At 74.2% G+C, this 26,399-nt stretch carries 25 protein-coding genes; 11 read left to right on the forward strand and 14 right to left on the reverse strand.

The window, feature by feature from the left end; all coding sequences use genetic code 11:
* The first annotated feature begins 45 nt into the window (after positions 1-45).
* The 6 genes from JAO84_RS06860 to JAO84_RS06885 all read left to right on the forward strand — a co-directional run bounded on the left by JAO84_RS06860 (position 46) and on the right by JAO84_RS06885 (position 5,493).
* Positions 46-1,317: an exo-beta-N-acetylmuramidase NamZ domain-containing protein gene (locus JAO84_RS06860; RefSeq protein ID WP_370411334.1), complete on the forward strand. Its 1,272-nt coding sequence runs from the start codon at positions 46-48 to the stop codon at positions 1,315-1,317.
* Positions 1,318-1,341: 24 nt separating this feature from the next.
* The gene (locus JAO84_RS06865) at positions 1,342-1,473 is read left to right on the forward strand and encodes a hypothetical protein (RefSeq protein WP_370411336.1); all 132 of its coding nucleotides are present in this window, start codon (positions 1,342-1,344) and stop codon (positions 1,471-1,473) included.
* 71 nt (positions 1,474-1,544) lie between these two features.
* Positions 1,545-2,759, forward strand: coding sequence for a serine-threonine protein kinase (locus JAO84_RS06870; RefSeq protein WP_370411338.1), 1,215 nt, complete (start codon positions 1,545-1,547; stop codon positions 2,757-2,759).
* Positions 2,760-2,928: 169 nt separating this feature from the next.
* Positions 2,929-3,540 carry a hypothetical protein gene (locus JAO84_RS06875; RefSeq protein WP_370411340.1) on the forward strand — a complete coding sequence of 204 codons (612 nt, stop codon included), beginning with the start codon at positions 2,929-2,931 and terminating at the stop codon, positions 3,538-3,540.
* Entirely contained in the window at positions 3,540-4,289 is a 750-nt protein-coding gene (locus JAO84_RS06880) for a 3-keto-5-aminohexanoate cleavage protein (RefSeq protein WP_370416672.1), read from the forward strand. The genes JAO84_RS06875 and JAO84_RS06880 overlap by 1 nt, the downstream gene beginning before the upstream one ends.
* A gap of 130 nt (positions 4,290-4,419) precedes the next feature.
* Positions 4,420-5,493, forward strand: a complete 1,074-nt coding sequence (locus JAO84_RS06885) for an RNA ligase (ATP) (RefSeq protein ID WP_370411342.1) — start codon at positions 4,420-4,422, stop codon at positions 5,491-5,493.
* Between the two features lie 89 nt (positions 5,494-5,582).
* Here the strand turns inward: JAO84_RS06885 and soxR are convergent, their stop codons facing one another.
* Positions 5,583-6,047, reverse strand: a complete 465-nt coding sequence (soxR, locus tag JAO84_RS06890; RefSeq protein ID WP_370411344.1) for a redox-sensitive transcriptional activator SoxR — start codon at positions 6,045-6,047, stop codon at positions 5,583-5,585.
* 103 nt (positions 6,048-6,150) lie between these two features.
* Here soxR and JAO84_RS06895 point away from each other — a divergent pair, with 103 nt between their 5' ends.
* Positions 6,151-6,612, forward strand: a complete 462-nt coding sequence (locus JAO84_RS06895; RefSeq protein WP_370411346.1) for a MaoC family dehydratase — start codon at positions 6,151-6,153, stop codon at positions 6,610-6,612.
* A 47-nt stretch (positions 6,613-6,659) separates the two neighbouring features.
* Here the strand turns inward: JAO84_RS06895 and JAO84_RS06900 are convergent, their stop codons facing one another.
* From JAO84_RS06900 to JAO84_RS06910, 3 genes are all read right to left on the reverse strand, one after another.
* Positions 6,660-7,301: a TetR/AcrR family transcriptional regulator gene (locus JAO84_RS06900; protein ID WP_370411348.1), complete on the reverse strand. Its 642-nt coding sequence runs from the start codon at positions 7,299-7,301 to the stop codon at positions 6,660-6,662.
* Between the two features lie 85 nt (positions 7,302-7,386).
* Positions 7,387-7,674, reverse strand: a complete 288-nt coding sequence (locus JAO84_RS06905; protein ID WP_265865582.1) for a YiaA/YiaB family inner membrane protein — start codon at positions 7,672-7,674, stop codon at positions 7,387-7,389.
* Between the two features lie 85 nt (positions 7,675-7,759).
* Positions 7,760-8,908, reverse strand: coding sequence for an acyl-CoA dehydrogenase family protein (locus JAO84_RS06910; protein ID WP_370411350.1), 1,149 nt, complete (start codon positions 8,906-8,908; stop codon positions 7,760-7,762).
* Positions 8,909-9,017: 109 nt separating this feature from the next.
* Between JAO84_RS06910 and JAO84_RS06915 the strand changes: the two genes are divergently transcribed.
* The 4 genes from JAO84_RS06915 to JAO84_RS06930 all read left to right on the forward strand — a co-directional run bounded on the left by JAO84_RS06915 (position 9,018) and on the right by JAO84_RS06930 (position 12,759).
* Positions 9,018-9,704 carry a TetR/AcrR family transcriptional regulator gene (locus JAO84_RS06915; protein ID WP_370416673.1) on the forward strand — a complete coding sequence of 229 codons (687 nt, stop codon included), beginning with the start codon at positions 9,018-9,020 and terminating at the stop codon, positions 9,702-9,704.
* Positions 9,671-11,002: a HEAT repeat domain-containing protein gene (locus JAO84_RS06920; protein WP_370411352.1), complete on the forward strand. Its 1,332-nt coding sequence runs from the start codon at positions 9,671-9,673 to the stop codon at positions 11,000-11,002. The genes JAO84_RS06915 and JAO84_RS06920 overlap by 34 nt, the downstream gene beginning before the upstream one ends.
* Before the next feature lie 18 nt (positions 11,003-11,020).
* Positions 11,021-11,719: an ArsR/SmtB family transcription factor gene (locus JAO84_RS06925; protein WP_370411354.1), complete on the forward strand. Its 699-nt coding sequence runs from the start codon at positions 11,021-11,023 to the stop codon at positions 11,717-11,719.
* Positions 11,720-11,787: 68 nt separating this feature from the next.
* On the forward strand, positions 11,788-12,759 hold the full coding sequence (locus tag JAO84_RS06930; protein ID WP_370411356.1) for a DMT family transporter: 972 nt from the start codon (positions 11,788-11,790) through the stop codon (positions 12,757-12,759).
* 12 nt (positions 12,760-12,771) lie between these two features.
* On the opposite strand, the gene JAO84_RS06935 is transcribed toward JAO84_RS06930, so the two are convergent.
* The 10 genes from JAO84_RS06935 to JAO84_RS06980 all read right to left on the reverse strand — a co-directional run bounded on the left by JAO84_RS06935 (position 12,772) and on the right by JAO84_RS06980 (position 26,207).
* Positions 12,772-13,851 carry a Zn-dependent alcohol dehydrogenase gene (locus tag JAO84_RS06935; protein ID WP_370411358.1) on the reverse strand — a complete coding sequence of 360 codons (1,080 nt, stop codon included), beginning with the start codon at positions 13,849-13,851 and terminating at the stop codon, positions 12,772-12,774.
* Positions 13,852-13,871: 20 nt separating this feature from the next.
* Positions 13,872-15,263: an aldehyde dehydrogenase family protein gene (locus JAO84_RS06940; RefSeq protein WP_370411360.1), complete on the reverse strand. Its 1,392-nt coding sequence runs from the start codon at positions 15,261-15,263 to the stop codon at positions 13,872-13,874.
* Between the two features lie 506 nt (positions 15,264-15,769).
* Positions 15,770-16,471, reverse strand: a complete 702-nt coding sequence (locus JAO84_RS06945) for a class F sortase (protein ID WP_370411362.1) — start codon at positions 16,469-16,471, stop codon at positions 15,770-15,772.
* A 124-nt stretch (positions 16,472-16,595) separates the two neighbouring features.
* Entirely contained in the window at positions 16,596-17,240 is a 645-nt protein-coding gene (locus tag JAO84_RS06950) for a hypothetical protein (RefSeq protein WP_370411364.1), read from the reverse strand.
* Between the two features lie 161 nt (positions 17,241-17,401).
* The gene (locus JAO84_RS06955; RefSeq protein WP_370411366.1) at positions 17,402-18,805 is read right to left on the reverse strand and encodes a CitMHS family transporter; all 1,404 of its coding nucleotides are present in this window, start codon (positions 18,803-18,805) and stop codon (positions 17,402-17,404) included.
* A gap of 135 nt (positions 18,806-18,940) precedes the next feature.
* Entirely contained in the window at positions 18,941-21,142 is a 2,202-nt protein-coding gene (locus JAO84_RS06960) for a molybdopterin oxidoreductase family protein (RefSeq protein WP_370411368.1), read from the reverse strand.
* A 158-nt stretch (positions 21,143-21,300) separates the two neighbouring features.
* Positions 21,301-21,900 (reverse strand): TetR family transcriptional regulator, encoded by a 600-nt coding sequence (locus JAO84_RS06965; protein ID WP_370416674.1) that lies wholly within the window; start codon positions 21,898-21,900, stop codon positions 21,301-21,303.
* A 124-nt stretch (positions 21,901-22,024) separates the two neighbouring features.
* Complete coding sequence (locus tag JAO84_RS06970; RefSeq protein WP_370411370.1) at positions 22,025-23,320, reverse strand: hypothetical protein; 1,296 nt, start codon at positions 23,318-23,320, stop codon at positions 22,025-22,027.
* A complete protein-coding gene (locus JAO84_RS06975; RefSeq protein ID WP_370411372.1) occupies positions 23,317-24,120 on the reverse strand; it encodes a hypothetical protein in 804 nt (267 codons plus the stop codon). Before JAO84_RS06975 ends, JAO84_RS06970 begins: the two co-directional genes overlap by 4 nt.
* Positions 24,117-26,207 (reverse strand): right-handed parallel beta-helix repeat-containing protein, encoded by a 2,091-nt coding sequence (locus JAO84_RS06980; RefSeq protein WP_370416675.1) that lies wholly within the window; start codon positions 26,205-26,207, stop codon positions 24,117-24,119. The genes JAO84_RS06975 and JAO84_RS06980 overlap by 4 nt, the downstream gene beginning before the upstream one ends.
* Between the last annotated feature and the right edge of the window lie 192 nt (positions 26,208-26,399).

Genomic DNA, 26,399 nt, shown 5'->3' on the forward strand with positions numbered 1-26,399 from the left:
AGCGTGCGGGGCCATGTCAGGGAAGGCGATCAAGGAGGTTTCCTCATGAGCCGTACGAACCTGTCCAGGATGTCGAGACGCGGTCTGCTGGCGGCGGGCGCGGGCGGTGCGCTGGCGGCGGCCGTGACGGCCGCTCCCGCGGCGGCCGACGCGCCGCCCGGAAAGGGCCGCCGGGTGCGCACCGGTTTCGACCGGCTCGCCGCCGACGGCTACGCGCCGCTGGCCGGGCAACGGGTCGGCGTGGTCACCAACCCGACCGGCATCACCGCCGACGCCCGGCACCTCGTGGACGTGATGCACGCCGACGAACGCGTCGACCTGGTCGCCGTCTTCGGCCCGGAGCACGGCTTCCGCGGCACCGCCCAGGCGGGCGGCTCGGAGGGGCGCTACGACGACCCGGCGACCGGACTGCCGGTCTACGACACGTATCTGAAGAGCGGTCAGCCGCTCGCGGACGTGTTCACCGCCTCCGGTGTGGACACCGTCGTCTTCGACATCCAGGACGTCGGCGCCCGCTTCTACACGTACATCTGGACGCTGTACGACTGCATGGCCGCCGCCGCGCTCGCGGGGAAGCGCTTCGTGGTCCTGGACCGGCCGAACCCGGTGACCGGGCGGGGGGCGCTCGGCCCGGTCCTGGACCGGGCGTTCGCCACCTTCGTGGGCCGCGAGCCGATCGCGCAGGCGCACGGCATGACGGTGGCGGAGCTGGCCCGGCTGTTCAACGCGGAGTTCCTGGCGAAGCCGGTGCCGCTGGAGACGGTCGCGGTGAGCGGCTGGCGGCGGGCCGACTTCTTCGACGCGACCGGGCTGCCGTGGGTGCCGCCGAGCCCCAACATGCCGACCGCCGACACGGCGCTGGTCTACTCCGGCACCTGTCTTTTCGAGGGCACCAACCTCTCCGAGGGGCGCGGCACCACCCGGCCCTTCGAACTGCTCGGCGCGGAGGGGATCGACGGGCGCTGGGCGGAGGCGGCGAACGCGGCCGGCCTGCCGGGCGTGCGCTTCCGCGAGGCCTATTTCGCGCCCACCTTCTCCAAGTTCCAGGGGAAGACGGTCGGCGGGGTGCAGTTGATGGTGCACGACCGCGAGGCCTTCGACCCGGTCCGCACCGGCATCGCGCTGCTCGTCACGGCGCGGCGGGTCTGGAGCGGCTTCGCCTGGCGCCCGGACAACTGGATCGACAAGCTCACCGGCTCGACCCGGGTGCGCACGCTGATCGACGCGGGAGCCGGCACCGACGAGGTGGTCGGCGCCTGGGACGCGGACCTGGCGGCCTTCCGGACGATGCGGCAGGAGTACCTGATGTACCACTAGGGGACGGCGCGGGACTGGTTGGGCGTGGCGCGGCCCACCCTGGCGATAGGCACCACGTACCCCTGGGAGGGCGACCTGGCCGACATACGGCTCGCCGCCTCGTTCGACGCCCTGGTGCACTTCCCGGTCATCACCGCCGCCCGGCTGCGTTTCTGACGACTGGCCGCCCCTCCGCGCGGGAAGAATGCCGGTGCCAACGGCGCTCCTCGACGCGGAGGGACGGGCCCATGACGGTGACGAGTGTCGATCCGTACCGCGAGGTGGTCCTCGACAAGGACGGCGACGGGCCGGCCGGCCAGGCGGGGGCGCTCGCGGGGCTCGCCCGCGCGGGCTGCACGGACCTGGTGCTCTTCACGCACGGCTGGAACAACTCGCCGTCCGTGGCGACCGGTCTCTTCGACCGCTTCTTCGAGCCGTTCCCGGCGCTGTCCGGCCCCGGCCGGCGGCTCGGCTACGCGGGCCTGGTGTGGCCGTCGATCATGTTCTCCGACGAGCGTGTGCCGGACTATCCGGCGCTCCGGGCGGTCCTCCCGGAGCGGGCGGCGGCGGTGGACCGGATCGAGGAGCTGCTCGCCGCGGAGCCGGCGGACGAGGCGGCCCTGGCGGAGTTCGCCGGGCTGCTGCGGGAGCTCACCGGGACCGAGGCCGAGGGCCGGGAGGCGGTCGGGGCTGCGGTGGGGGACGCCGCCCCGGTGCCGCAGTTCCTGGTGGGCGATCCGGCGATGGTGTACGGGATGTTCGCCGACGCCCTGGAGGGCGCCGAGGGCGAGGCCGGGGCCGAGGCGCTGTTCGGCGGGAATCCGGCGGGGCGGCTGTGGAAGGGCGCCAGGGAGGCGCTGCGGCAGGCCACGTACTTCACGATGAAGCGCCGGGCGGGTGTGGTCGGCGAGCGGGGCCTGGGCCCGCTGCTCGGCGAGCTCGGCCGGGCGGCGCCGGGCCTGCGGGTGCATCTGGTCGGGCACAGTTTCGGCGGCCGGCTCGTCGCGTACGCCCTGCGCGGGCTGCCCGCCGGGGCCCGGAACGTGAAGTCGGTGACCGTGCTCCAGGGCGCCTTCTCGCACTACGCCTTCGCGGCCCGGCTGCCGCACGACCGCGGCCACGGCGGCTCGCTGGCCGGACTGCAGGACCGGATCGACGGCCCGCTGGTGGCCTGCCACTCCCACCGTGACTCCGCGCTGCGGATCTTCTACCCGCTGGCCTCCCGGGTCTCCCGGGACGACGAGTCGCTGTTCGGCGACGAGCGGCGCTGGTGGGCGATCGGTTACGACGGCGTGCAGGCCGTCCCGGGCACGGCGGCCCGCAGCCTCGGGGCCGTGCTTGCCGACGGGCTGCCCGGGACGGGCTGTGTGAGCGTGGACGCGGCGCAGGTGGTGACCGAGCACAGCGACATCTGCCATGCCGAGCTGGCCCGGGTGGTGGCCCGGGCGGGCCGCTTCGACTGAGCCGCGCGCCGCCCCGTACGGGCACCGCGTACGGCCGCCTCGTACGGCCGTCTCCCCCGGCCGGTTTTCGGCCGATGCGCCGAAGTCCGGCGGAAGACGATGGAACACGATGCGGCTCCCGTTCGTCCCTCTCATATCGCCGGAGTGCTAGCGACGGAGGTGGCAGACGATGGCCGGGTTCCGGAGTCTCGCGAGACAGGTGCGCGACCCAGGGTGCGACACGGCGCTGCGGCGCTATTCGCTGCGCAAGTGCCTGGAGCGGTTCGCGCCCTACGGTCACCGGGCGACCTGGGACCATCTGTGCCGCAGGCACGGCTTCGGTCCCGAGGACCGGGAGGCCGATCCGAGCCGGCTGGTGGCCGCGCTCGACGAGCTGGAGGCGGCGCGGACGGTCTGGCTCGCGTACGAGGAGGAGTTCGCCGAGCGGCGGCGCCGCGAGAAGCACGGCGGACTGCGCCGGCCGGGCGGGCTCGACGAGTGGCACCGCAGGATCTGGGGCGGCAACGGGGTGGCCCGCTGCGACGACCCGGCCCACCATCCCGCCGAGCCGCTGCCCGAGGTGGTGGGGCGCCTGGTGGCGGCGCTGCGGCGGGGCCCGGGCGAGCTGTGCCCGGTGTGCGCGGGCCCGCACATCGAGTGGCGCGGCGGGCCGGCGGACGAGCCGTGGTTCGGTCCGGCCTGCGGGGACTGCGGGGTGCTGATACCGCGGGCGGTGCTGACGCCCCGGGCGCTCGCCCGGACCCGGGGGGTCGTTCCGGCCCGGCTCGCGTCGGTGGCGTGATGCTGCAGGTGTGCCTCAACGGCAGCCGCGGGCCCGGGGAGCCGGCGGCCGTTCCGGCGGTCCCGGAGGCGCTGGCCGAGTCCGCCGCCGCGGCCGTCGCGGCGGGCGCCGAGGACGTGCATGTGCACCCGAGGACGCCGTGCGGGAACGACACCCTCTCGCCGCGGGTGCTCGCCGAGACGCTGAACGCGATCCGCGCGGTGGTGGACGTGCCGGTGGGCGTGACGACCGGGGCGTGGGCGGAGCCCGACCCGGTACGCCGGCTGGCCCGGGTGCGGGCCTGGACGGTGCTGCCCGACCACGCCTCCGTGAACTGGCACGAGCCGGGCGCCGAGGCCCTCGCCGCGGCCCTGCTCGACCGGGGCGTCGCCGTGGAGGCGGGCCTGTGGTCGGGCACCGACGGACCGGCCCGTTTCCTGCGCTCCTCCCTCGCGCCCCGGGTACTGCGGGTCCTCGCCGAGGTGACGGACCCCTCGCCGGCCCGGGCCGAGGACACCGCGCGAGCCCTGCTCGCGACGCTCGCCCGCTCACCGCACGCCCGGCCGGTGCTGCTGCACGGCGAGGGCGGCTCGGCCTGGCCGGTCCTGCGACTGGCCCGGCGGCTCGGTCTGGACACCCGGATCGGTCTGGAGGACACCCTGCTCCTCCCGGACGGCACCCCGGCCGCCACCAACGCCCAGCTGGTGTCGGCGGCGCTCGCCGAGCCCGGCAGGCCCGGCGCGTCCGCCCCGGCGACGGTGTCGGCGTAGCAGGCCGCCCACCGGGCGAAGAGGGGGACGCTACCAGGCAACAATCCGTTCGCCCAGGGGAATTCGGACCCGGCACAGTGTGCGGCGATGACCACGCCACCCGATCACCCGAAACGACCGGAGTTCTGACATGTCGACGCTGCGCGTCACCGCCGAGACCCTGACCGTCCACGAGCACCCCAACGCCGACGCGCTCGAACTCGCGCAGGTCGGTCTGTACCGCGCGGTGGTCGCCAAGGGCAGCTACCGGACCGGAGACGTGGCGCTCTACATCCCCGAACAGGCGGTGCTGCCCGCGCCGTTGGTCGACGAGCTGGGGCTGACCGGACGGCTCGCGGGGAAGGCCTCGGACCGGGTCAAGGCGGTGCGGCTGCGCGGCGAGCTGTCGCAGGGGATCGTGTGCCGGCCGAAGGCGCTCGACGGGGTGGACCTGGAGCGGGCGGCGAAGGACGGCACGGACTTCGCGGAGCTGCTCGGGATCGTCAAGTGGGCGCCGCCGGTGCCGCCGACGATGAGCGGTGAGGTGGAGGCGGCGCCGGACCTGCTGCCCTGGGTGGACATCGAGAACCTGCACCGCTTTCCGGACATCTTCACGCCCGGCGAGCCGGTGGTCCTCACCGAGAAGCTGCACGGCACGGCCTGCCTGGTCACCTACCTCGCCGCGGAGGGCCGGACGCTCGTCTCCTCCAAGGGCTTCGGGGCGAAGGGCCTCGCACTGAAGGAGGACCCGCGCAACCTGTACTGGCGCGCGATACACGGCCATGGTCTGTCCGCCGTCGCGGCCCGGCTCGCGGCGCGCCTCGGGGCCTCCCGGGTCGGCCTGTTCGGCGAGGTGTACGGGGCGGGGGTGCAGGACCTGGCGTACGGGGCGAACGCCCGCGCCGAGGACGGTGTCGGCTTCGCGCTGTTCGACCTCGCGGCCGAGGTCGACGGGCAGGTGCGCTGGCTGGACCCGGCCGAGGTGCTGGAGCCGGGCGAGCTGCCCCTCGTACCGCGGCTGCACACCGGCCCGTACGACCTGGACACCGTCCTCGCGCTGGCGAGCGGCCGCGAGACGGTCTCCGGGCGCGAGCTGCATCTGCGCGAGGGTGTGGTGATCCGCCCGGTGACCGAGCGGCACAGCCCGGTGGTCGGCGGCCGCGCGATCGCGAAGGCGGTCAGCCCGGCGTATCTGACCCGCAAGGGCGGCACCGAGTACGAGTGACGCCGGCCGACCGGCCGCACAGACCGAGCGGGGCCCGCCCACGGGGGTGGTGGGCCCCGCTCTCTCATGTCTCCCGCGCGTCCCGGCGGCTACCCGTCCCGGCGCTCCGGCATCAGGCGGGAGCCGGTGAGCCGCTCGCCGAAGACGTCGTCGGGGTTGGACAGGACGCAGTTCTCCAGGGACAGGCAGCCGCAGCCGATGCAGTCGGTGAGATGGTCCCGGAGCCGGCCCAGCTGTGTGATCCGCTCGTCGAGCTCGGCCCGCCAGTCCGCCGAGAGCCGCGCCCAGTCGTCACGGGTCGGCGTGCGTTCCTCGGGCAGCCGGGCGAGCGCGTCGCGGACGGTGGCGAGGGGGATGCCGACCCGCTGCGCGGCCCGGATGAAGGCGACCCGGCGCAGGATGTCCCGTCCGTAGCGGCGCTGGTTGCCGCTGGTGCGGCGGCTGCTGATCAGGCCCTTCGCCTCGTAGAAGTGGAGGGCGGAGACGGCCGCGCCGCTGCGCGCGGACAGCTGGCCGACGGTGAGTTCGTGGATCTTCTCGGGAATCTGCGGCACTCGTCCGAGCCTAGTCCGTTGACACGGACCCACCCCGACCCACAACATGCTAAGCAGTCGCTTAGAGACGTGCGCGAGCATGGCATCAGAGAGGGAGCGGAACATGGCCGAGCCGAGGATCTTCACCTCCGCCGAGGAACTGCGCGCCGGGGTCGGCGAGCAGCTGGGACACAGCGACTGGCTGGAGATCGAGCAGAAGCGGATCGACCAGTTCGCCGACGCCACCGGCGACCACCAGTGGATCCATGTCGACCCGGAGCGCGCCGCCGGCGGCCCGTTCGGGAAGACCATCGCCCACGGCTATCTGACCCTGTCGCTGCTGCCCACCCTGGTGCCGCAGATCATGCGGGTCGAGGGCATGAAGATGGGCCTCAACTACGGCACCAACAAGGTGCGGTTCCCCGCCCCGGTGCCGGTCGGCTCGCGGCTGCGGGCCACCGCCGTGCTCACCGAGGTGACGGAGGCCGGCGGCGGCGTGCAGGTGACGGCGACGGTGACCGTGGAGCGCGAGGGCGGCGACAAGCCGGTCTGCGTCGCGGAGTCGGTCTCGCGCTACTACTTCTGAACCGCCGGACCGCCGCCGGACCGCCGGACTACTGCTGGACCGGCGGACTAACCCTGCGGCGCCGGCGCCTGGGCGCCGACCATCCTGAGCACGAGGCCGGCGTAGAGCGCGCCGACCTCGTCGGCCGTGTGCCGGCCCTGGGTGTTGAACCAGCGCGAGACGTCGATGCAGAGCGACAGGATCGCGACCGCGGTGCCGGCCACGTCGGGGACGTCGAACTCCCCGGCGGCCACGCCCTCGTTGATGATCCGCCGCACGGTGGCGTCCGACTCGCGGCGCAGCGCCACGATCTCGGTGCGGTGCTCGGGGCCGAGGGCGTCGAGCTCGTACTGCACGACCCGGGCGGTGGTGTGCCGCTCGGCGTGCCAGCGGACGAAGGACCGTACGGCGTCGGCGAGCCGCTCGGCGGCGGTGCCGGGGCCGTCGGCGGCCGCCCGCAGGATCTCCAGGGCCTTGTCGTGGCCGATCCGGCTGATCCGGTGGAGCAGCTCTTCCTTGGTCTTGTAGTGGATGTAGAGCGCGGCCGGGCTCATGCCGGCCCGGCCCGCGATGTCCCGGGTCGTGGTGGCGTGGTAGCCGCGCTCGGCGAACGCCTCGACCGCCGCGACCAGCAGGCGCCGGGCGGCCTCGGGCGTGACCTCGCCCCACGGCATGTCCTCGCCGCCGGGCGTCTCCTCCGCCGCGCTCATCGCACACTCCTCCTCGGGCCGTCAGGGACGAACACCATACAACGAAGCTGAGCAAGCGCTTAGCGGTTGGCCGATTCGTCGCCGGTCAGAGCTTCTGGAAGGGGTCGTGCTCGGCGAGCAGCTTCTCCAGGCGGGCCTGGTCGACCCGGCTGACGATCTGACCCGCCTCCTGCCGGTCGCGGACGACCTTGGCGAGGGTGAAGGCGGAGGTGGTGAGGTAGAGGACGGAGATGGCGAGGAAGGCCCGCACCCAGGCGCTGGCGTCGAGCTGGTAGACGCCGATGGCCACGGCGGCCAGGGCGAGGCCGAAGGAGATGACGGCCTGCGCGTAGTAGGCGGCGGTGTTCTGCTGCTTGACCGGTGTGTCGCTCATGCCGGACAGGATCGGGCGGATGTGGCCCGCGCCACATCCGCCCGGATACTCACGCACCCCGCCCGGGTACTCAGGTTCGGCAGGCTCAGAAGGCGGAGACTCCGGTGAGCGCGCGTCCGATGATGAGCTTCTGGATCTGGCTGGTGCCCTCGTAGAGGGTCATCACGCGGGCGTCGCGGAGCAGCTTGCCGACCGGGTACTCGTCGATGTAGCCGTAGCCGCCGAAGACCTGGAGGGCGTTGTTCGCCGAGCGGACGGCGGCCTCGGAGGCGTACAGCTTGGCCTTGGAGGCGGCGGTGGCGAAGTCCTGGCCGCGGTCGACGAGGTCGGCGACCCGCCAGGTCAGCAGCCGGGCGGCGTCGACGTCCACGGCGATGTCGCTGATGAGTTCCTGGACGAGCTGGTACGAGGCGATGGGCTTGCCGAACTGCTCGCGCTCCCCGGCGTAGCGGACGGCCGCGTCGAGGGCGGCCTGCGCGATGCCGACGCAGCCGGCGGCGACCGACATCCGGCCCTTGGCGAGGGCGGACATGGCGACGGAGAAGCCCTTGCCCTCGGGGCCCAGCATGGCGCTCGCCGGGACGCGGACGCCCTCCAGGACGAGTTCGGCGGTGGCCTGGCCGCGCAGGCCGAGCTTGCCGTGCACGGGGCGGCGGGTGAGGCCGGGGGTGTCGGTGGGGACGAGGAAGGCGGAGACGCCGCGGTGGCCGGGGCCGCCGGTGCGGGCGAAGAGCAGCACCACGTCGGCCCAGGTGCCGTTGGTGATGAACATCTTGGTGCCGTCGATGACGTAGGTGTCGCCGTCGCGGACCGCCCGGGTGGCGAGGTTGCCGGCGTCGGAGCCGGTGCCGGGCTCGGTGAGGCCGAAGCAGCCGATGGCCTCGCCGGAGGCGAGCCGGGGCAGCCAGGCGCGCTTCTGCGCCTCGTCGCCCCAGGCGGCGACGGTCTTGGCGACCAGGCCGAGCGAGACGGAGACGATGCCGCGGACCGAGGAGTCGCCGCGGCCCAGCTCCTCGGTGACCAGGCAGTAGGCGAGGTGGTCGCCGCCGGAGCCGCCGTACTCCTCGGGGATGGTCAGGCCGAGGAAGCCGACGGCGCCGAGCTTCTTCACGATGCCCCGGTCCACCTCCTCGGCGCGGTCCCAGGCGACGGCGTGCGGGGCGACCTCGCGGGCGACGAAGTCCTCGGCGAGCCGGCGTACGGCCTCCTGCTCCTCGCTGAGCTCCAGATTCATGGCGTCACCCCATCGGTCGGGTCGGGTCGGGTCCGGGCTGGGCCGGGGCCGGTCGCGGCCGGTCGCCCGAGTTTAATTACCACTGCTAGTTTTCTTGGCCCCGCCTACTATGTGCGCCATGGCCCGACCGCGCAAGCCCCTGCTCAGCCGAGACCGCATCGTCGCAACGGCGGGCACGCTCGTGGACGCCGAGGGCCTGGCCGCGCTCTCCACCCGGCGGCTCGCGGCCGAACTCGGCGTCAGCGGCCCCTCCCTCTACAACCACTTCCGCACCAAGGACGAGATCCTGGACGCGGTCGCGGACACGGTCAGCGCGAAAGTCGATCTGTCGATGTTCGCGCCGGGCGACCCGCGTGACTGGCGCACCGCGCTGCACGACTGGGCGGTCTCCTACCGCGCGGCCCTGACCGACCACCCGAACCTGGTCCCCCTGCTCGCCCAGGGCCCCGGCCGCCGCCCGGCCGGCCTCAAGGTCGCGGACGCGGTCTTCGGCGCGATGGTCCGGGCCGGCTGGCCACCCGCCCAGGCCACCCGCATCGGCGCCCTCATGCGCTACTTCATCACCGGCTCCGCCCTCGGCTCCTTCGCCCGCGGCTTCGTGAACGACGAGGACGCCTACGACCCCGCCGACTACCCTCACCTGGGACAGGCCCACCTGCTCGCGGAGCGCGGCGAACAGGTCGACGAGGGGGCGTTCGAGACGGGCCTGCGGGCGCTCCTCGACGGGCTGGCGATGCAGTACGAGGCGGGGGTACGGGGGACATGGCCGAAGCAGGACTCGGCGAACGGCTCATAGCGGCGGTACGGGCGGGCGGCGCGGAGGAGGCCCGCCGGCTCCTGGAGGCGGGCGCCGACCCGGACACGGCGGGCGAGGACGGGCTGCCGCTGCTGTGCGTGGCGGTCGCGGCGTACGACGCGGAGGCGGCCGGGGAACTCGCGATGGGCGGCGCCGACCCGAACCGCCTGCTCCCCGACGGGTCGACCCCGCTGCTGCGGGCGATCGAGGGCGGCTCGGCCGCGGTCGTCTCGGCGACGCTCGCCCACGACCCGGGCCCGCGGCTGCGCGGGCCCGCCGGGGACCGGGCCCTGGCCGCCGCGCGCAGCTGGTACGAGCGGAGCGGGACGGCGACCGGCGAGCGGACCCGGGTGCCGGACGACGAGTTCACGTACGTCGACGAACTCGTCCTGGACGGACGCACGGTGCGGGCCGGGCACGGCGCGATCCTCACCGAGCTGGAGTGGGGGCTGGGCATCCTCACGCCCGTCGAGGAGCTGGCGGACCGGGCGGTGAGGTATCCGGACTGGGAGCACGTGGACTGGTGGGCCGCTGTGCGCCTGCTCGGCCGACGGCGCAGCAGGGAGACCTGGTCGGCCGTCGCGGCGCTGCGCCGGCATCCCGACCCGGACCACCGGCGGTTCGCCGCCCATGCCCTGTGGTCCCTGACGCTCCTCGAGAACGGCAAGGTCCCGTCGTACGAGGCCGAGACGAGCGACCTCCTGGCGCGCTGGGCGACGGAGGAGACGGACGCGCGGGTGCTGGCGGCGGTGCTCCGCGCCTGGTCGGCCGAGCACGACCACCCGGACATGGTGGCGACCGGGCTGCGGTACACCGGCCACCCGGACGCGGGGGTCCGCGCGGCGGTGCCGGACTGCGTCGACGGAAGGCCGCTCGACCCGGGGGCGCGGGCGGCGCTCCTCGGGCTCGTCCGGGACCAGGACGGCGGGGTGCGCGGCGCCGCGGGCGCGGTCCTCGGCAGGAACCTCGACGGCTCGCCGGACGTCCGTCAGGCGCTGGTCCGCCTGGCCCGTGACCCTGAGGCCGAGGTGCGGTGGATGGCCGCGGAGCGCCTCTCCGAGGGCGACGACCACGCGCCGGAGGTGGCCGACGCGCTCGCCGGGCTGCTGGACGAGGAGTTCCAACTGGTGCGGCTCATCGCCGCGTACGGTCTGATGCGGCACGACGACCCGCGCACCGCCGACGCCTACGCCCGCATCGGACCGCTGGAGGCCGGGTACGAGATCGACCACCGCTGGCACCGGGTGAGGGACTGGGAGTGGAAGCGGCGCAACGGTTCGGCCGCCGCCGAATCGTGAGCGCGGCATCCTGGGGTCATGGCCCCCAAAGACCTCGCCGCCCTGGCCGCCCTGTTCGCCGACGAGACCCGCGCCGCCTTCCTGCTCGCCCTGCTGGACGGGCGGGCCTGGACCGCCGGGGAGCTGGCGCGGCAGGCGAAGGTGGCGCCGTCCACGGCCAGTGAGCACCTGGGCAAGCTGGTCGCGGGCGGGGTGCTCGCCGAGGAGCGGCAGGGGCGGCACCGGTATGTACGGCTCGCCGATCCCGGGGTCGCGCACCTGGTCGAGGACCTGGCCGCGCGTGCGGAACCGGACGTGCCGGCCGCGCCGCGCGGGCTGCGGGCGGTGAGCGCCGGGCAGGCGATGGCCCGTGGGCGCACCTGCTACGACCATCTGGCCGGGCGGCTCGGGATCGCGATCGCCGAGGCGATGACGGCCCGCGGGCTGCTGCGCCAGGACACCGGCTTCGCGCTCACCGACGCCGGGCTCGCCTGGTTCGCGGACCTGGGCCTCCCTCTCGTACGGGGCCGGGGGCGGCGGCCGGTGGCCCGCGGCTGTCTCGACTGGACCGAGCGCAAGCCGCATCTGGCCGGGCTCGCGGGCGCGGCGCTGTGCCGGCACGCGCTGGACGCGGGCTGGTGCGTACGGATCGGGTCCGAGCGGGCGGTGAAGGTGACCGCGGCCGGAGAGCGGGCGCTGCACGCGGCGCTCGGCATCGAGCCGGCGGAGCTGCGATGAGGCGCGAGCGGCCGGGGCCGCGCGATATTGCGGTGAACACCGAAGGGTCCGCGTCCTACGGTCCTCCCATGCCGAACTCGTCAACCGCGTCCCCTCCCTCCCCCGCCCGCACCGCGCGGCTCGCGCTCGCCGCCGCGGGCGTCACCGTCGTCCTGTGGGCCTCCGCCTTCGTGTCCATCCGCAGCGCGGGGGCCGCCTACTCCCCCGGCGCTCTCGCGCTCGGCCGGCTGCTCGCCGGTTCGCTCGTCCTGGGTGCCGTGCTCCTGGTGCGGCGGGAGGGGCTGCCGCCCCGGGCCGCGTGGCGCGGGATCGCGGTGTCGGGCCTGCTGTGGTTCGGCGTGTACATGGTGGTGCTCAACTGGGGCGAGCAGGAGGTCGACGCCGGCACTGCGGCGATGGTCGTGAACATCGGCCCGATCCTGATCGCGCTGCTCGGCGCGAAGGTGCTCGGCGAGGCGCTGCCGCCGCGGCTGCTCGCGGGCATGGCGGTGTCCTTCGCGGGCGCGGTCGCGGTGGGGCTCTCGATGTCCGCCGGTTCGGGCGGGGGGCACGCCTCGGTGCTCGGGGTGCTGCTGTGTCTGCTCGCGGCGGTGGCGTACGCGGGCGGGGTGGTGGCGCAGAAGCCGGCGCTCGCGCACGGCAGCGCGCTGCAGGTGACGACCTTCGGGTGTCTGGTCGGCACGGTGGGATGTCTGCCGTTCGCCGGGCAGCTGGTCGCCGAGGCGGGCCGGGCCCCGCTGTCGGCGACCCTGAACATGGTCTATCTCGGGGTGTTCCCGACCGCTCTCGCCTTCACCACCTGGGCCTATGCCCTGGCCCGCACCACGGCGGGCCGGATGGGCGCGACGACCTACGCCGTGCCGGCCCTGGTGGTGCTGCTCGCCTGGGTGTTCCTCGGCGAGCTGCCGGGGCTGCTCACGCTCGGCGGCGGCGCGCTGTGCCTGGCGGGCGTGGCGGTGTCCCGGTCCCGGCCGCGGACACGGGCGGGGGTGCGGTCGCGGGAGGTCGAACAGCCCGCGCCCGCACCCGTACAGGACTAGTCGGGTACCGGACTAGAACACGACGAGGGCGCGGCCGCCCTTGCCCGCGAGCATGTTGTCGAAGGCGCCGGGAATGCCCTCCAGGGTGATCCGTTCGGTGACCAGGGTGCTCAGGTCGAGGCGGCCGGCCCGAATGTGCTCGGCGAGCACGGGCAGGTCCTCGGCGGGGTTCGAGTTGCCGTAGACGCAGCCGGCGAGGGTGCGGCCCCAGTGGAAGATCTCCAGGGCGTTGAAGGTGACCTGCTGGTCCTTGCCGCCGATGCCGACGACCGTGGTGCGGCCGCCGCGCCGGGTGGACTCCCAGGCGGTACGGATGGTGGCGGCGCGGCCGACGCACTCGACGGCCACGTCGGCGCCGTGTCCGCCGGTGAGCGCCCTGATCTCCTTGGCGGTGGTGTCGGAGGCGACGACGTAGTCGGTGGCGCCGGCGGCCCGGGCCAGCTCCTCCTTCTCGGGCGAGACGTCGACGGCGACGATGGTGGCGGCCCCGGCTGTCCGGGCGGCCTGGAGGGTGGCGAGGCCGACGCCGCCGACGCCGAAGACCACGACGGTCTCGCCGGCCCGGACCCGGGCGGAGTGGTGGATCGCGCCCCAGCCGGTGAGGACGGCGCAGCCGAGCAGCGCGGCCTCGGTGAGCGGCACGCCGTCGGGCACGGGCAGCACGCAGTTGGCCGCGACGACGGTCTCCTCGGCGAAGGCGGCGACGTTGAGCCCGGGGTGGAGCTCGGTGCCGTCCTCGGTGCGGGCGTACACGTTCGCCGCGCCGGCCAGCGCGTTGGTGCACAGCCACACCTCGCCGAGGGTGCAGGGGTGGCAGCTGCCGCAGGACGGCGCCCAGTTGAGGACGACGCCGTCGCCGGGGGCGACGTGGGTGACGCCCTCGCCGACGGAGACCACAGTGCCGGCGCCCTCGTGGCCGAGGACGGCGGGCACGGGGACCCGCATGGTGCCGTTGGACAGCGACAGGTCGGAGTGGCACACTCCGGCGGCGGCGAGCCGGACCCGGACCTGGCCGGGGCCGGGCTCGGGCAGGACGATGCCGGTGATCTCCAGGGCGGAGCCGACGGCGGGCAGGACGGCGGCGCGGATCACGCTGGTGTCTCCTCGGGGGCCTAGAACTGCAGGGACTTGGTCTGGAGGTACTCGGCGAGGCCGTGCGCGCCGAGCTCGCGGCCGACGCCGGACTGCTTCCAGCCGCCGAACGGGGCCAGCGGGTTGAAGCGGCCGCCATTGATGTCGACCTGGCCGGTCTCCATGCGGCGGGCGAAGGCGACGGCCTCGGCCTCCTCGCCCCAGACGGCGCCGGCGAGCCCGTAGACGGTGCCGTTGGCGATGGCCAGGGCGTCGGCCTCGTCCTCGTAGCGGATGATCGAGACGACCGGGCCGAAGATCTCCTCCTGGGCGATGGTCATGTCGGGGGTGACGTCGGCGAAGACGGTCGGGGCGACGTAGTAGCCGGTCGCGTGCGGGGCTTCGGGGCCGCCGGCGACGAGCCGGGCACCCTCGGCGATGCCCTGCTCGATGTAGCCGCGGACCCGGTCGCGCTGCTTGGCGTTGACGAGGGGGCCGACCCGCTCGCCGGGCACGTACTTGGCGACGGCCGCGGCGGCGAGGGCGACGGCCTCCTCGTACTGCTCGGTGTGGACGAGCATCCGGGTCCAGGCGCTGCAGGTCTGGCCGGAGTTGGACATGACGTTGGCGACGCCGACGGCGACGGCCTTGCCGAGGTCCGCGCTGGGCAAGATGACATTGGCGGACTTGCCGCCGAGTTCGAGGGCGACCCGCTTGACGGCGCCGCCGGCGAGCGCGCCGATCCTCCGGCCGACGGCGGTGGAGCCGGTGAAGGAGACCAGGTCCACGCCGGGGTGCTCGGCGAGGGCCTGTCCGGCGACCGGGCCGAGGCCGGTGACCAGGTTGAACACCCCGGCCGGGAGCCCCGCCTCGTGCACGGCCTCGGCGAACAGCTGGGCGGTGAGCGGGGTGTCCTCGGCGGGCTTGAGGACGATCGCGCAGCCGGCGGCGAGGGCGGGGGCGACCTTGGCGACGATCTGGTGCAGCGGGTAGTTCCAGGGGGTGATCGCGGCGACCACGCCGACCGGCTCGGAGTAGACGGTGGAGTTGCCGACCTTCTCCTCGAAGGGGTGGGTGGCGGCGAGTTCGGCGTAGGAGCCGGCGACGGCGATCGGCAGCCCGGTGTGCACGGCGGCGGCGAGCTGCGGCGGGGCACCGAGCTCGGTGGTGACGGTGGCGGCGATCTCCTCGGCGCGGGCGGCGAGGGCGTCGCGCAGCGCGGCGATGCGGGCGGCCCGCTCGGCGGGCGGGGTGGCGGCCCACCCGGGGAAGGCGGCCCGGGCGGCCCGCACGGCGGCGTCGACGTCCTCGGCGGTGCCGGCCGGGACGTGGGCGACGACCTGCTCGGTCGCCGGGTCGGTCACGGGGAGGGTCTCCGTGGAGGCGGCGGGGCGCCACTCCCCGCCGATGTACATCGCGTCGTGGGCCTTCATCCGCTGTCTCTCCTCGTCCGGGGCACGGGTGCACGGTGCCGGGTGCACGGGCGACCCCAAACTAGCGCCGTTAGTTTTCTGGCGCCAGGCCCCTTCTCGCCGCTACGGACCGATGGTCGCCCTCGACCGCCCGCCCTGTCCACGGCGGGCGCGGACAGCCCGGGCATGGGAGGGCATGCGGGGCGTGCGGGCGAGCCGCGGTCCCGAGGAGGAGGGGCGGGACCGGGCCTCCCGGGCGGCGGGGCCGCCCGGCGCGGGAGGGAGCAGCGACGGGGGTGCGGTCGGTCGGGACTCCGGCGGTCGGTCACCTGCCGATCGGGCACCAGCCGATCGGCGGTCCGCACGCGACGGATGCGTGCTTCGTGCCGTGCCGTGCCGTGTCGTGTCCTGCTCCTCAGCCATCGTGCGCGCCTGGCGGGCGGGAACGGAAGGCCCTGGCGAGTTCTCGCCACGCACAACGCCCGCCGCCTCCGGCGGACCGGGAGCGGCGGGCGTGCGGAGCGTGGTCAGATCTGCCGGTCGACGCCCGTGAGATGGGCGAAGACCACGATGTTGGACGCGTAGCCCTCCTTGCGGTCGAAGGCTCCGCCGCAGGTGATCAGGCGCAGTTCGGGCCGCTTGGCGGCGCCGTACACCTCCTCGTCCGGGAAGGCCGACTTGGCGTACGTACGGACCCGGTCGACCGTGAAGACGGCGACGCGGCCGTCGGCGCGGGCGACCCGGACGGTGTTGCCGGGGTCGAGCGAGTCGAGGTTGAGGAAGATCGCCGGGCCGGTGCGGGTGTCGCGGTGGCCGACGACGACGGCGGTGCCGCGCTCGCCGGGGGTGACGCCGTTGGCGTACCAGCCGACCACCCGGGGGTTGTCGACGGGCGGGGTGGCGAGGCTCCCGCCGGGCTCCAGGCCGAGGCCGACGACGGGCGCCTCGATGGTGATCGCGGGGACGGCGAGGGTGGTGGGGCGGGAGCGGGCCAGGGGGGCGGGCGGCGGCTGGGGCTTCGCCGGGGCCTTGGCCGCGGCCTTGCGCCCGGACCCACCGGCCCCGCCGGACGCTCCGCCGGCGCCCTTCGCGCCGTTCGCCCCGTCGGCGCCGGCCTTGGCCGCCGGGGCCGGGGCTCCGTGGGCGGCGGGTCCGGCGGCGAGGGCGGAGCCGGCGGGTTCCCCGTCGCCGGCCCACCAGACGGCACCGACGACGAGGGTGAGGGTCACGGCGACGGTGCGGGCGAGCCGGAGGAGCCGGCGCTGCCGGCGGGTGGTGCGCCCGCGCCGGGCGGCCCCGCGCGGACGGGCCGGGGCCCGGCCGGCAGGGGCCGCTGTACGCGGGGGGACGGACCTACGCGGCGCCATCGGTGCGGCGGCGGGAACGGCGGATGAGGATCAGGCCCGCGGTGCCGGCGAGTCCCGCGGCGACGGCCGACGCGACGCCGAAGCCCGAGTCGTCGGTGGGGGCGGTCGTGTCGGCCGCACCGCCGCCGCCCGCGCCGACCGGCCCGTGCGGTGGCTTGTGGCCGTGTCCGTTGCCCCCGTTCCCGTTGCCCCCGTTGCCGTTGCCGCCGTTGCCGTTGTCCGGGCAGTCGACCCTGAAGACCTTGTGCTTGCCCGAACCCTGCTCGCCCGCGAAGGTCCAGTCGAGCTTGTACATCCCCTCGGGCAGCGTCATGTCCGGGGTCCGCCCGTGGCCGTTGGCGTCCATGGTGAGCGAGCCGTTCGTGGTCGGGGAGTCGGCCTTGGGCGGCTGCGGGGCGATGGTCCAGGAGACCAGCTGGCCGTTGTCGAAGTTGAAGGCGTCGAGGTAGAACTTGCAGACCTTGGGGTTGTCCCGCTGGTCGAACTCGGGGGTGTTCGAGTCGTGGACCTTCACGTCGCCGTTGTCGCCGGGGACGGCGTACGCGGCGGGCGCGGCAACCAGGGAGGCCGAGCCGAGGGCGAGCGCGGCGACGGCGGCGGACAGCAGGGGACGGAGCGCCGGAGCGGTCATGCGTGGTTCCTCCAGTCGTACAGATCTCGGAATTCGTGTGCCGATAATCTGACTATTGGTCACAACATGGCTACGGAGGGTGGCACCGTGCCGTGCCACCCTCCGAGTTCCACCCGTCCGGCCCTGGAGACCGCACCGGGACCGAGGGAGCGCCCCGCGCCCTAGATGATCCCGAAGAGGATGCCCGCCGCGAGCACCACCAGCGAGGTCAGCGCGGCCCACTTCACGGTGAACCGGGTGTGGTCGCCGAACTCCACCTTCGCCATGCCGACGAGCACGTAGACCGCGGGCACCAGCGGGCTGGACATGTGCAGCGCCTGGCCGACCAGGGAGGCGCGGGCGATCTCCAGCGGGGACACTCCGTGCGCCGCGCCGGCCTCGGCGAGCACCGGCACCACGCCGAAGTAGAAACCGTCGTTGGACATGAAGTAGGTGAGCGGGATGCTCAGCACGCCGGTGACCAGCGCCATGTGCGGGCCCATACCCTCGGGGATGGCGCCGACGAGCCAGTCCGCCATGTGCTTGACCATGCCGGTGCCGGTGAGCACACCGGTGAAGACGGCGGCGGCGAAGACCATGCCGGCGACATTGAGGACGTTGTCGGCGTGGGCGGCGATCCGGGCCTTCTGCTCGGCCATGTCGGGGTAGTTGACGGTGAGCGCGAGCGCGGCGCCGAGCAGGAAGAGCACCGGGATCGGCAGCAGTTCCATGATCATCGCGACCAGCAGGGTGGCGGTCAGCGCGGCGTTGAACCAGTACAGCCTGGGGCGCAGGGTCGCGCGGTGCGGGTCGAGCCCCTGGAAGCCGTCCCCGCCGGTGCCGGAGCCCGTCTCCGTACCCGCGCCGGAGCCCGTCTTCGCACCTGCCTCCGTACCCGACTTCGCGGTGCCGCCGCCCGCCGTGACCAGGACCGTCTCGGAGTCGCGGACCAGGACCTCGTCCAGGCTGAGGTAGCCGATGCGCTTGCGCTCGCGGCGGCCGAGGACGTACGCGAGGGCGAAGACGAAGAGCAGTCCGACGCCGAGCGCGGGGATCATCGGGACGAAGATGTCACCGGCGTCCAGCTTGAGCGCGGTGGCGGCGCGGGCCGTGGGGCCGCCCCAGGGGAGGGTGTTCATGACGCCGTTGGCGGTGGCGGCGACTCCGGTCATGACGACCAGGCTCATGCCGAGCCGCTTGTAGAGCGGATACATCGCCGAGACCGTGATCATGAAGGTGGTCGAGCCGTCGCCGTCCAGCGAGACGATCGCGGCGAGCACCGCCGTACCGACGACCACGCGCACGGGGTCGGCCTTGCAGAAGCGCAGGATGCCGCGGACGATCGGGTCGAAGAGGCCGACGTCGATCATCACGCCGAAGTAGACGATCGCGAACATCAGCATCGCGGCCGTGGGCGCCAGCTTGCCGACGCCGTCGATGACGTAGTCGCCCAGCTGGGCGCCCTGGCCCACGGCGACGCAGAACAACGCGGGAATGAGCACGAGCGCCGCGATCGGCGACATCTTCTTCAGCATGATCAGGACCAGGAAGGTCGCGATCATGGCGAAGCCGAGGACGGTCAGCATGGGAGGACACCTCACGTTCACCCTTGAACTCCCGCCAGAGCGGCGGTGCGGATGACGGTAGGTGCGGCCTTCCCGCGTTAACAAGACGTTGACGCGTGAGCAATACGAGCAAAACCCCAGGTCACAGCCGTCCGGTCACAACAGTGGCGACAGCTGCACGGGAAAGCCGTTCAGGACGGCGGTGCCCGAGAGGGGGTCGAGCAGGGAGCCGTCGAGCAGCTGGTTGACGTTGACCCCGGGGCGTGCGGCGGCCACACCGAGCCGGGTGCCGGGACGGTCGTGGCCCCAGCCGTGCGGCAGGCTCACGACACCGGGGCGGACCGCCTCGGTGATCTCCACCTCGGCGGTCAGCTCGCCCCCCTCCCCCTTGACGCGGGCGGGGGCGCCGGCGGTGAGGCCGAGCCGTTCGGCGTCCTCCGGGTGCACCTGGAGGGTGCAGCGGTTCGAACCGCCGTTGAGGGACGGAATGTTGTGCAGCCAGCTGTTGTTGGAGCGCAGGTGGCGCCGTCCGACGAGCCGGACGGAGTCCGGCTCCGGTACGGCCTCCAGCGCGGCGCGCAGCCTCGGCAGGTCGGCGGCGATCGGCGCGGGCAGCAGCTCGATCCGTCCGCTGCGGGTCTTGAGCAGTCCGGGCAGCCGGGGCTTCATCGGCCCGAGGTCGATGCCGTGCGGGGCCTGCAGCAGGTCGTCGAGGACCAGGTCGTACGGGCCGAGCCGGAGCATCAGGTCGAGCCGCCGTTCCGGGCCGGTACGGCCCGCGAGAAGTCGTGCCTGCTCCTTGGGGTCGGCGCCGTACAGCGGCGAGTGCTCCTGCGTCACGGCCTTGGCCAGGGTGCGTTCGATCGCGAGGTCGTCGACGGCGGACGGCGGGGCTCCGTGCAGGCCGGAGACGGCGAGGATCAGCCGGGCGTGGATCTCGCACTCGTCCATCCGCCCCTCCTCCAGGGGGAGAACGGGCCGCGAGTAGCGCGCCTGGTTGCGGACGGCGAAGCCGTTGAAGGCGAAGTCGAAGTGCGCGCTGCGCGAGGGCGGCGGCGGGGGCAGGACGACGTCGGCGTGCCGGGTGGTCTCGTTGAGGTACGGGTCGACGGCCACCATGAAGTCGAGGGAGCCCAGGGCGGCGTCGAGGCGGTCGCCGTCGGGGGCGGACAGGACGGGGTTGCCGGCGATGGTGACGACCGCCCGCACCCGCCCCTCCCCCGGTGTGTCGATCTCCTCGGCGAGGGCGGCGAGCGGGAGTTCGCCCTTGGCCTCGGGGTGGCCGGAGACCCGGCTCCGCCAGCGGCCGAGGGCGAAGCCCTTCCCCGGACCGGCGGGGCGGGGCGCGGGGGCGGTCGCGGAGAGCGGGAAGAGGGCACCGCCGGGGCGGTCGAGGTTGCCGGTGAGGACGTTGAGGACGTCGACGAGCCAGTTGCCGAGAGTTCCGTACGCGACGGTGGAGGAGCCCATCCGGCCGTAGACGGCGGCGGTCGGGGCGGCGGCGAGTTCGCGGGCGGTGGTACGGATGGTGTCCGCGTCCAGGTCGCATGCGGCGGCGACCGCCTCGGGGCTGAAGTCCCGTACCGCGTCCCGTACTTCCTCGACCCCCTGCACGTACTCGGCGAGCGGGCCGAGGCGGACCAGGTCCTCGGCGAAGAGGGTGTGGGCGAGGGCGGCGAGGAAGAGGGCGTCGGCGCCGGGGCGGATGGCGAGGTGCCGGTCGGCGAGACGGGCGGTGCGGGTGCGCCGGGGGTCGACGACGGTGAGGGTGCCGCCGCGCCGGCGCAGGGCCTTCAGCCGGCCGGGGAAGTCGGGGGCGGTGCACAGACTGCCGTTGGAGTCCAGGGGGTTGGCGCCGAGCATCAGGAGGTGGTCGGTGCGGTCCAGGTCGGGTACGGGGACGGCGAAGGCGTCGCCGAACAGCAGTCCGCTGGAGACGTGCTTGGGCATCTGGTCGAGGGTGGAGGCGGTGTAGAGGTTGCGGGTGCCCAGGGCGCCGATGAGGAGCGGCGGGTAGAGGGCGCCGGCGACGGTGTGGACGTTGGGGTTGCCGAGGACGAGGGCGACTGCGTTCGGTCCGTGTTCCTCGATCAGTGGGCGGAGGCGGGCGGCGATCAGGTCGAAGGCCTCGGCCCAGTCCGCCTCGCGCAGGGCGCCGTTCTCGCGGATCAGCGGGCGGACGAGCCGGTCGGGGTCGGCGTCGACTTCGGGGAACGCGGCGCCCTTCGGACAGATGAAGCCCTCGCTGAAGACGTCGTCGCGGTCGCCGCGGGCGCCGGTGACCCGGCCGTTGTCGAGGGTGAGGGTCAGCCCGCAGGTCGCTTCGCAGAGGGGGCAGATGCGCAGGGCGGTGGACATGGCGGTCTCCCTGGGGCGGCAGCGGCGGGGGCGCGGTGGCGGGCGCGCGGGCAAGCGCGAGCATACCGACCGGTAGGGAGGTCCGACAGGCCCTGGCGGCGACGGGGTACGAGGGGGCGAGGTACGACGGAGGCGAGGTACGACGGGGGCGGGCGCGGTCAGCGCAGCGAGGGCGCGAGGTAGGCGTGCAGGAGTGCGCGGGTCTCGGCGATGAGCGCGGGGTCGCCGGCCGGGTCGGTGCGGAACGCGAGCCGGAGCAGCGCGTCGGTGGCCTCGACGCCGACCAGGACCTTGCGCAGCAGGTCCGCGTCGGCGGGGCGGCCGAGCGGGGCGGCGAGCAGCCCGCAGATGCGGTCGGCGACGAGGTGGTTGGGGTCCTCGTCGGTGCCGGGCTCGCCGGACGCGGCGGCGGGGATCCCGAAGTCGACCAGGCCGAAGCCGGGGACGGTCCGCTTCATCGCGATGTACGCGTCGAGGACGGTGTCGATGACGGCGCGCCCGTCGACGGCCGGGAGCCCGGCGAGTCCGGCGCTGATGCGGGCGGCGTAGCTGTCGAGGTTGCGGTGGGCGAGGGCGGCGGCCATGGCCCGCTTGTTGCCGAAGAAGCGGTAGACCGAGCCGATGGGGACGCCGGCGCGGGTGGCCACGGCCCGGGTGCTCAGCTGCTCGTAGCCGGTCTCGTCGAGGAGTTCGGCGCAGGCGTCGAGGATCCGGGCGAGGCGCTCGGCGCTGCGCTGCTGGACGGGCGCGCGGCGCAGGGCGGGGCCGGCGGCCGGCTGGGCGGCCTTGGGAGTGGGGGGCTTCGGGGCGGAAGGCCGCGGGGTGGGCTGGGGCACGGGGACATCATGCCGTTCCCGCCCTGACGGGGGCGATGGAGGGCGATCAGGCGATCAGGAGGCCGATCCCGCCGAGGGTGTACGCGATCATCAGCACGAACAGCGGGAGTTGACCGGCCACGGCGCGGGCGGCCGGGAAGAGGCGCACCGAGCGGTCGTGCGCGGCGACGACGCCGAGGACGTGGCCGGTGACGATCGCGGCGACCTGGAGGGTCGCGAGGCCGGCGGGGCCCAGGGGTGGGGCGGGTGCGGGGGCGTTGTCAGTACCCCCTGCCATGATGACTGTGCGTGGTCCTTCGGTGACGAAGAGTGTGAAGTAGTGGGCCACGAGGTAGCCGAGGGCGATGGGCAGCAGCGAGTGCGCGAAGGAGGTGAGCGGGGTGGTGAGTTCGCGGTCGACGAGCCGGAGGGTGCCGGCGCACAGCCCGTAGAGGGCGGCGACGAGGGCGACGGCACCGAGGAGTCCGAGGGTGGCGGTGAGGGTGCGGCCGAGGGGTGAGGTCTGGAGGAGGGTGAGCCAGCGCGGGTTGTCGGAGAAGCCGTCGTAGGCGGTGGAGCCGAGGAGGACGCAGACGGTGGCGACGAGGCCGGGGCCGGGCGGGGTGGCGTCCAGGCCGTTGAAGGGGGAGCGCAGGACGAGCCGGCCGTCGGCCCGGCGGCCGAGCGGGGAGAGCCGGGCGAGGAGGGAGGAGTAGACCTCGAAGGGGTCGGCGTGGGCGAGCCAGTCGGGGCCGTGACGGACGGCGCCGAGCAGCTGCACGGCAGTGTGGACGGCGAGGGCCGTCAGGAGGACGGGGGTGGCGGTGTTGTCGGGGGCGACGAGTTCGAGCCAGGTGAAGAGGAGGAGTCCGGCGGCGGCCGGCCGGATGCCGACACGGGCGGGGACGGGGCGGGGTGGGCGGTGCGCCGGGAGCAGGGCTGCGAGGGTGCGCAGGGGGTTGATGAGGCGCCAGACGGGGCCGAGGAGGAGGGAGGCGGGGACGAGTCCGACCCAGAGCAGGACGTAGACCGCGCCGGGCGCGGGGTTGCGGTCCGGATCGTCGGGGCCGAGGAGGAGATGGAGGACGAGGGCGAGTCCGGCGGCTGCGCCGGCGAGCCGCAGGGCGGTGCGGGTGGCGGGGGCGTCGGCGAGGCGCTGGACGGCGGCGGGCAGCGGGCGGCCGGCCAGGTCGCCGCGGAAGCGGGAGGCGGACCAGAGCAGTCCGAGGGAGAGGAAGGAGACGAAGAGCGCGGCGAAGGCACCGGCGTAGGCGTAGAAGGGCGAGAGGGGGAGGTCGTGCTGGGCGCCCACGCCGTGGGCGAGGGGCAGCGGAAGCGGCGGGGGCGCGGTGAGTGCCGTCATCGGACGACGAGTTGGGTCAGCACGAGTCCGGACTCGTGGGTCTCCACCTCGAAGAGGCCGGTGCGGTCGGCGGTGAAGGTGAGGGTGGCGGTGCGGCCGGCGGTGAGGGGCAGTTCACGGTCGTAGCCGTGGACGTGGACGGTGTCGGCGCGGTCGCCGGTGACCTGGAGGGTGATGCGCTCGCCCTTCGTCACCTCGACCCGGGAAGGGGGTGGTTGGACGGAGTCGCCGCTGATGGTGAGGGCGAGGGTACGGCCGGGGGCGGCGGTCGCGGTCGGGGTGGGGCTCGCGGGGTCCGAGGAGGCGCCGGCGGAGGCGCCGAGGCGGACGGTGGTCTCGACGGGGCGGCCGGCGACGGCCCAGGCGGTGTGGTCGTCGGCGTAGAGCCGGGCGGTGAGGGTGCGGGCGCCGGCCGGGACGTGCGCCCAGGGGCCGTAGGCGCGGGTGGTCTCGCGGCCGTCGGCGAGGAGCCGGGCGTGGCCGCGCCCGGGGAGGGCGGCGCCGCCGGTGCTCTCAGGGGTGAACCGGAACCTCTCCACCAGGAGGTGGACGTTCCAGCCGCCCTCGCTGTCGGGCCGGGCCTCGATCCGTACGGCGGGCGCTCCGGCGGCGGGCACCTCGCGGAGGCGGTGGCCGGTGCTGTCCCGGGCGGTGAGGAGGGTGCCGTTGGCGCCGGTGGCCTCCTGGTGGCTGGTGCCGGGCTTGTGGTGGGTGGTCGGGCGCCCGCCGCAGCCGGCGAGCAGCGCCGCGCCCACGGCCAGGGCGAGCACGGCGCGGCCCGCCCGGCGGCGGCCGGTCACGCGGCACCGCCGGCGGACGCGGAGGGGGCGCCGGGAGCGGGAGGGGCGGGGGCGGGGGTGGGGGTGGGGGGCCCAGAAGGATCCGGGCGGCGGGTGCCCGCGACGACCACCGCCCACAGCACCCACACCACCCCGAGCAGTCCACGCACCCAGGCGGGGCTGATGGGGATCCACGGGATCATCAGGACGGCTTTGTCGAAGGCGTCGAGGAGGGTGAGGGCGCCGAGGGCGAGGGTGGTCCAGGCGAAGGCCCGGCGGTGCGGGCGGAGCAGCAGGCCGAGGGTGGTCCACCACAGTCCGGTGAGGAGGAGGGCGAGGGCGGGCAGGGCGGTCGGGGTGAGGGCGAGGGTGGAGCCGGCGACGTCGAGGGCGAGTCCGGCGAGGCCGAGGAGGGTGGCGGCGCCGGCGAGGCGGCTGTGGCGCAGGCGGCGCCACCAGAGGGTGGTGCCGACGAGGGCGAGGACGGCGGCGGTGCCGAGAGCGAGCTGGGTCTCGACGCGTTGGATGCCGCGGGCGCCGTACCAGTCGCAGCCGGCGGGGAGCCGGCGGGCCTGGACGTTGTAGTTGGCGCAGACGAGGAGTTGGGCGAGTTTGACGGGTTCGCCGACGAGGCGGTCGGTGGCGCCGGTGACGTCGCCGCGGCGGCTGCCGCAGGCGGGCAGGGAGCGCGGGGTGCTGGGGCCGGTGTCGGGCTGCCAGCAGTTGCCGCCGCCCTGGCCGTCCCACCACACGTCGGTGCGGTTGGGGCGGGGGTGGCCGGCGCGGTCGGTGCCGAGGTGGTTGCCGGCGTAGCGGTTGTGGTGGGAGGTGTCGGTCTGTTTGCCCCAGGCGGATTCGCCGCGGATGAAGGCGGGGACGGCGCTGAGGAAGAAGGCGGCGCGCTGGTGGCCGTAGATCCAGTTGTTCTCGTAGAGGTTCCAGTTGCCGCCGGCGGTGATGATGCCGGTGCCGGGCGGCATGGAGATCTGGGGGCAGACGACGCCTTGTTCGTAGCCGCGTTCGACGGGGGGTCTGGCGCAGGTGCCGTCGGCGACGTGCGGGTAGTAGTTCTGGTTGTTGTCGTGGATCAGGTTCCGCTCGAAGCGGGCGTGGTTCTGCGGGAGTCCGGGGTGGCCGGGGAAGGCGGAGTCCATGGAGGCGCCGCCCATGTTGTGGTCGAGCTCGTTGTCGTGGACGTAGACGGAGTCTCCGGCGGTGCCGCTGTAGCCGACCATGTTGTGGTGGCTGCGGCAGCCGGTGATCTCGATGGAGTAGCGGGGGACGTCGTAGCCGCGCCCGTTGTTGATGTTGGAGGCCGAGCCGGGGTAGATGCCGGAGTCGCCGTTGCCGTAGGACTCGCAGTTCTTGTAGAGGCCGTGGTCGGAGGCGAAGGTGAGGAAGCCGTATTCGTCGTTCCAGCGGGTGAGGACGTCGTCGATGACGAAGCCGTCGGCGGCGAGGACGTACAGCGAGTTGAACGTGGTGCGCTGGGCGGTGAAGTTGCGGAAGTACACGCCGTCGGACTTGTCGGCGCGGATGGCGTTGAGCTTGGTGTATTTGGCGTCGATGACGACGTCGAGGCGGGAGGCGCCGGTGCCTTCGATCTGGAGGTTCTTCTTGCCGAGGATGGCGACCAGGTTCTGGTTGTGCGGGCACTGGGCCTGCTGTGCGTAGCTGAGGATCTGGTAGCCGAGGGCTGATCGGGGTGCCTTGAGGGTGGCGCAGGCTCCGGTGGGTGCGGGGAGCGAGGGCTCTTCCTCGTACAGGCCGGGGAGGATCGCGATGGTCATGCCGGGGCGGTCGACGGCGTCGACGGCCTGCTGGAGGTGGCGGTAGCCCTGCCGTTGGCAGCGTTCGTAGAGGGCGAGGTTGCGGGCCCTGAGGTCGGCGGGGAAGCCGGCGGTCCGCCGTGCGAAGTCGGCCCGGTCGCTCTTGCACACGAGCAGGTCGGGTTCTCCGGTGCGGAGCGTGGGGACACTGCCGGTGCCGTCGGGGAGGGTGACGGGCCGCTCTTCGTGGGCCTGGGCGGCGGGGGCGGTGAGGAGTGCGGCGGCGAGTGCCGCGAGCACGACCGAGAGCGCGAGGGCGAACCGTCGGGTCCATGACATGCGCGGGGACATGGCCGAGAGAGTAGAGCAATGTTCATCTTTTGGAACCCCTCGTGCACGCACCACGTCCAAGTCGCCCGGGCGCGCACCCGGGGAAGGCCGGGCGGCCGGCGCGACGGCCGAGCGCGAAGCCCCGGCGGGGCGCCCCGTTGACGGGAGCGGGAGCGGAATCCTACGGTCATGCATAGGATT

The sequence above is a fragment of the Streptomyces fradiae genome (assembly GCF_041270065.1).
Taxonomy (GTDB): Bacteria; Actinomycetota; Actinomycetes; order Streptomycetales; family Streptomycetaceae; genus Streptomyces.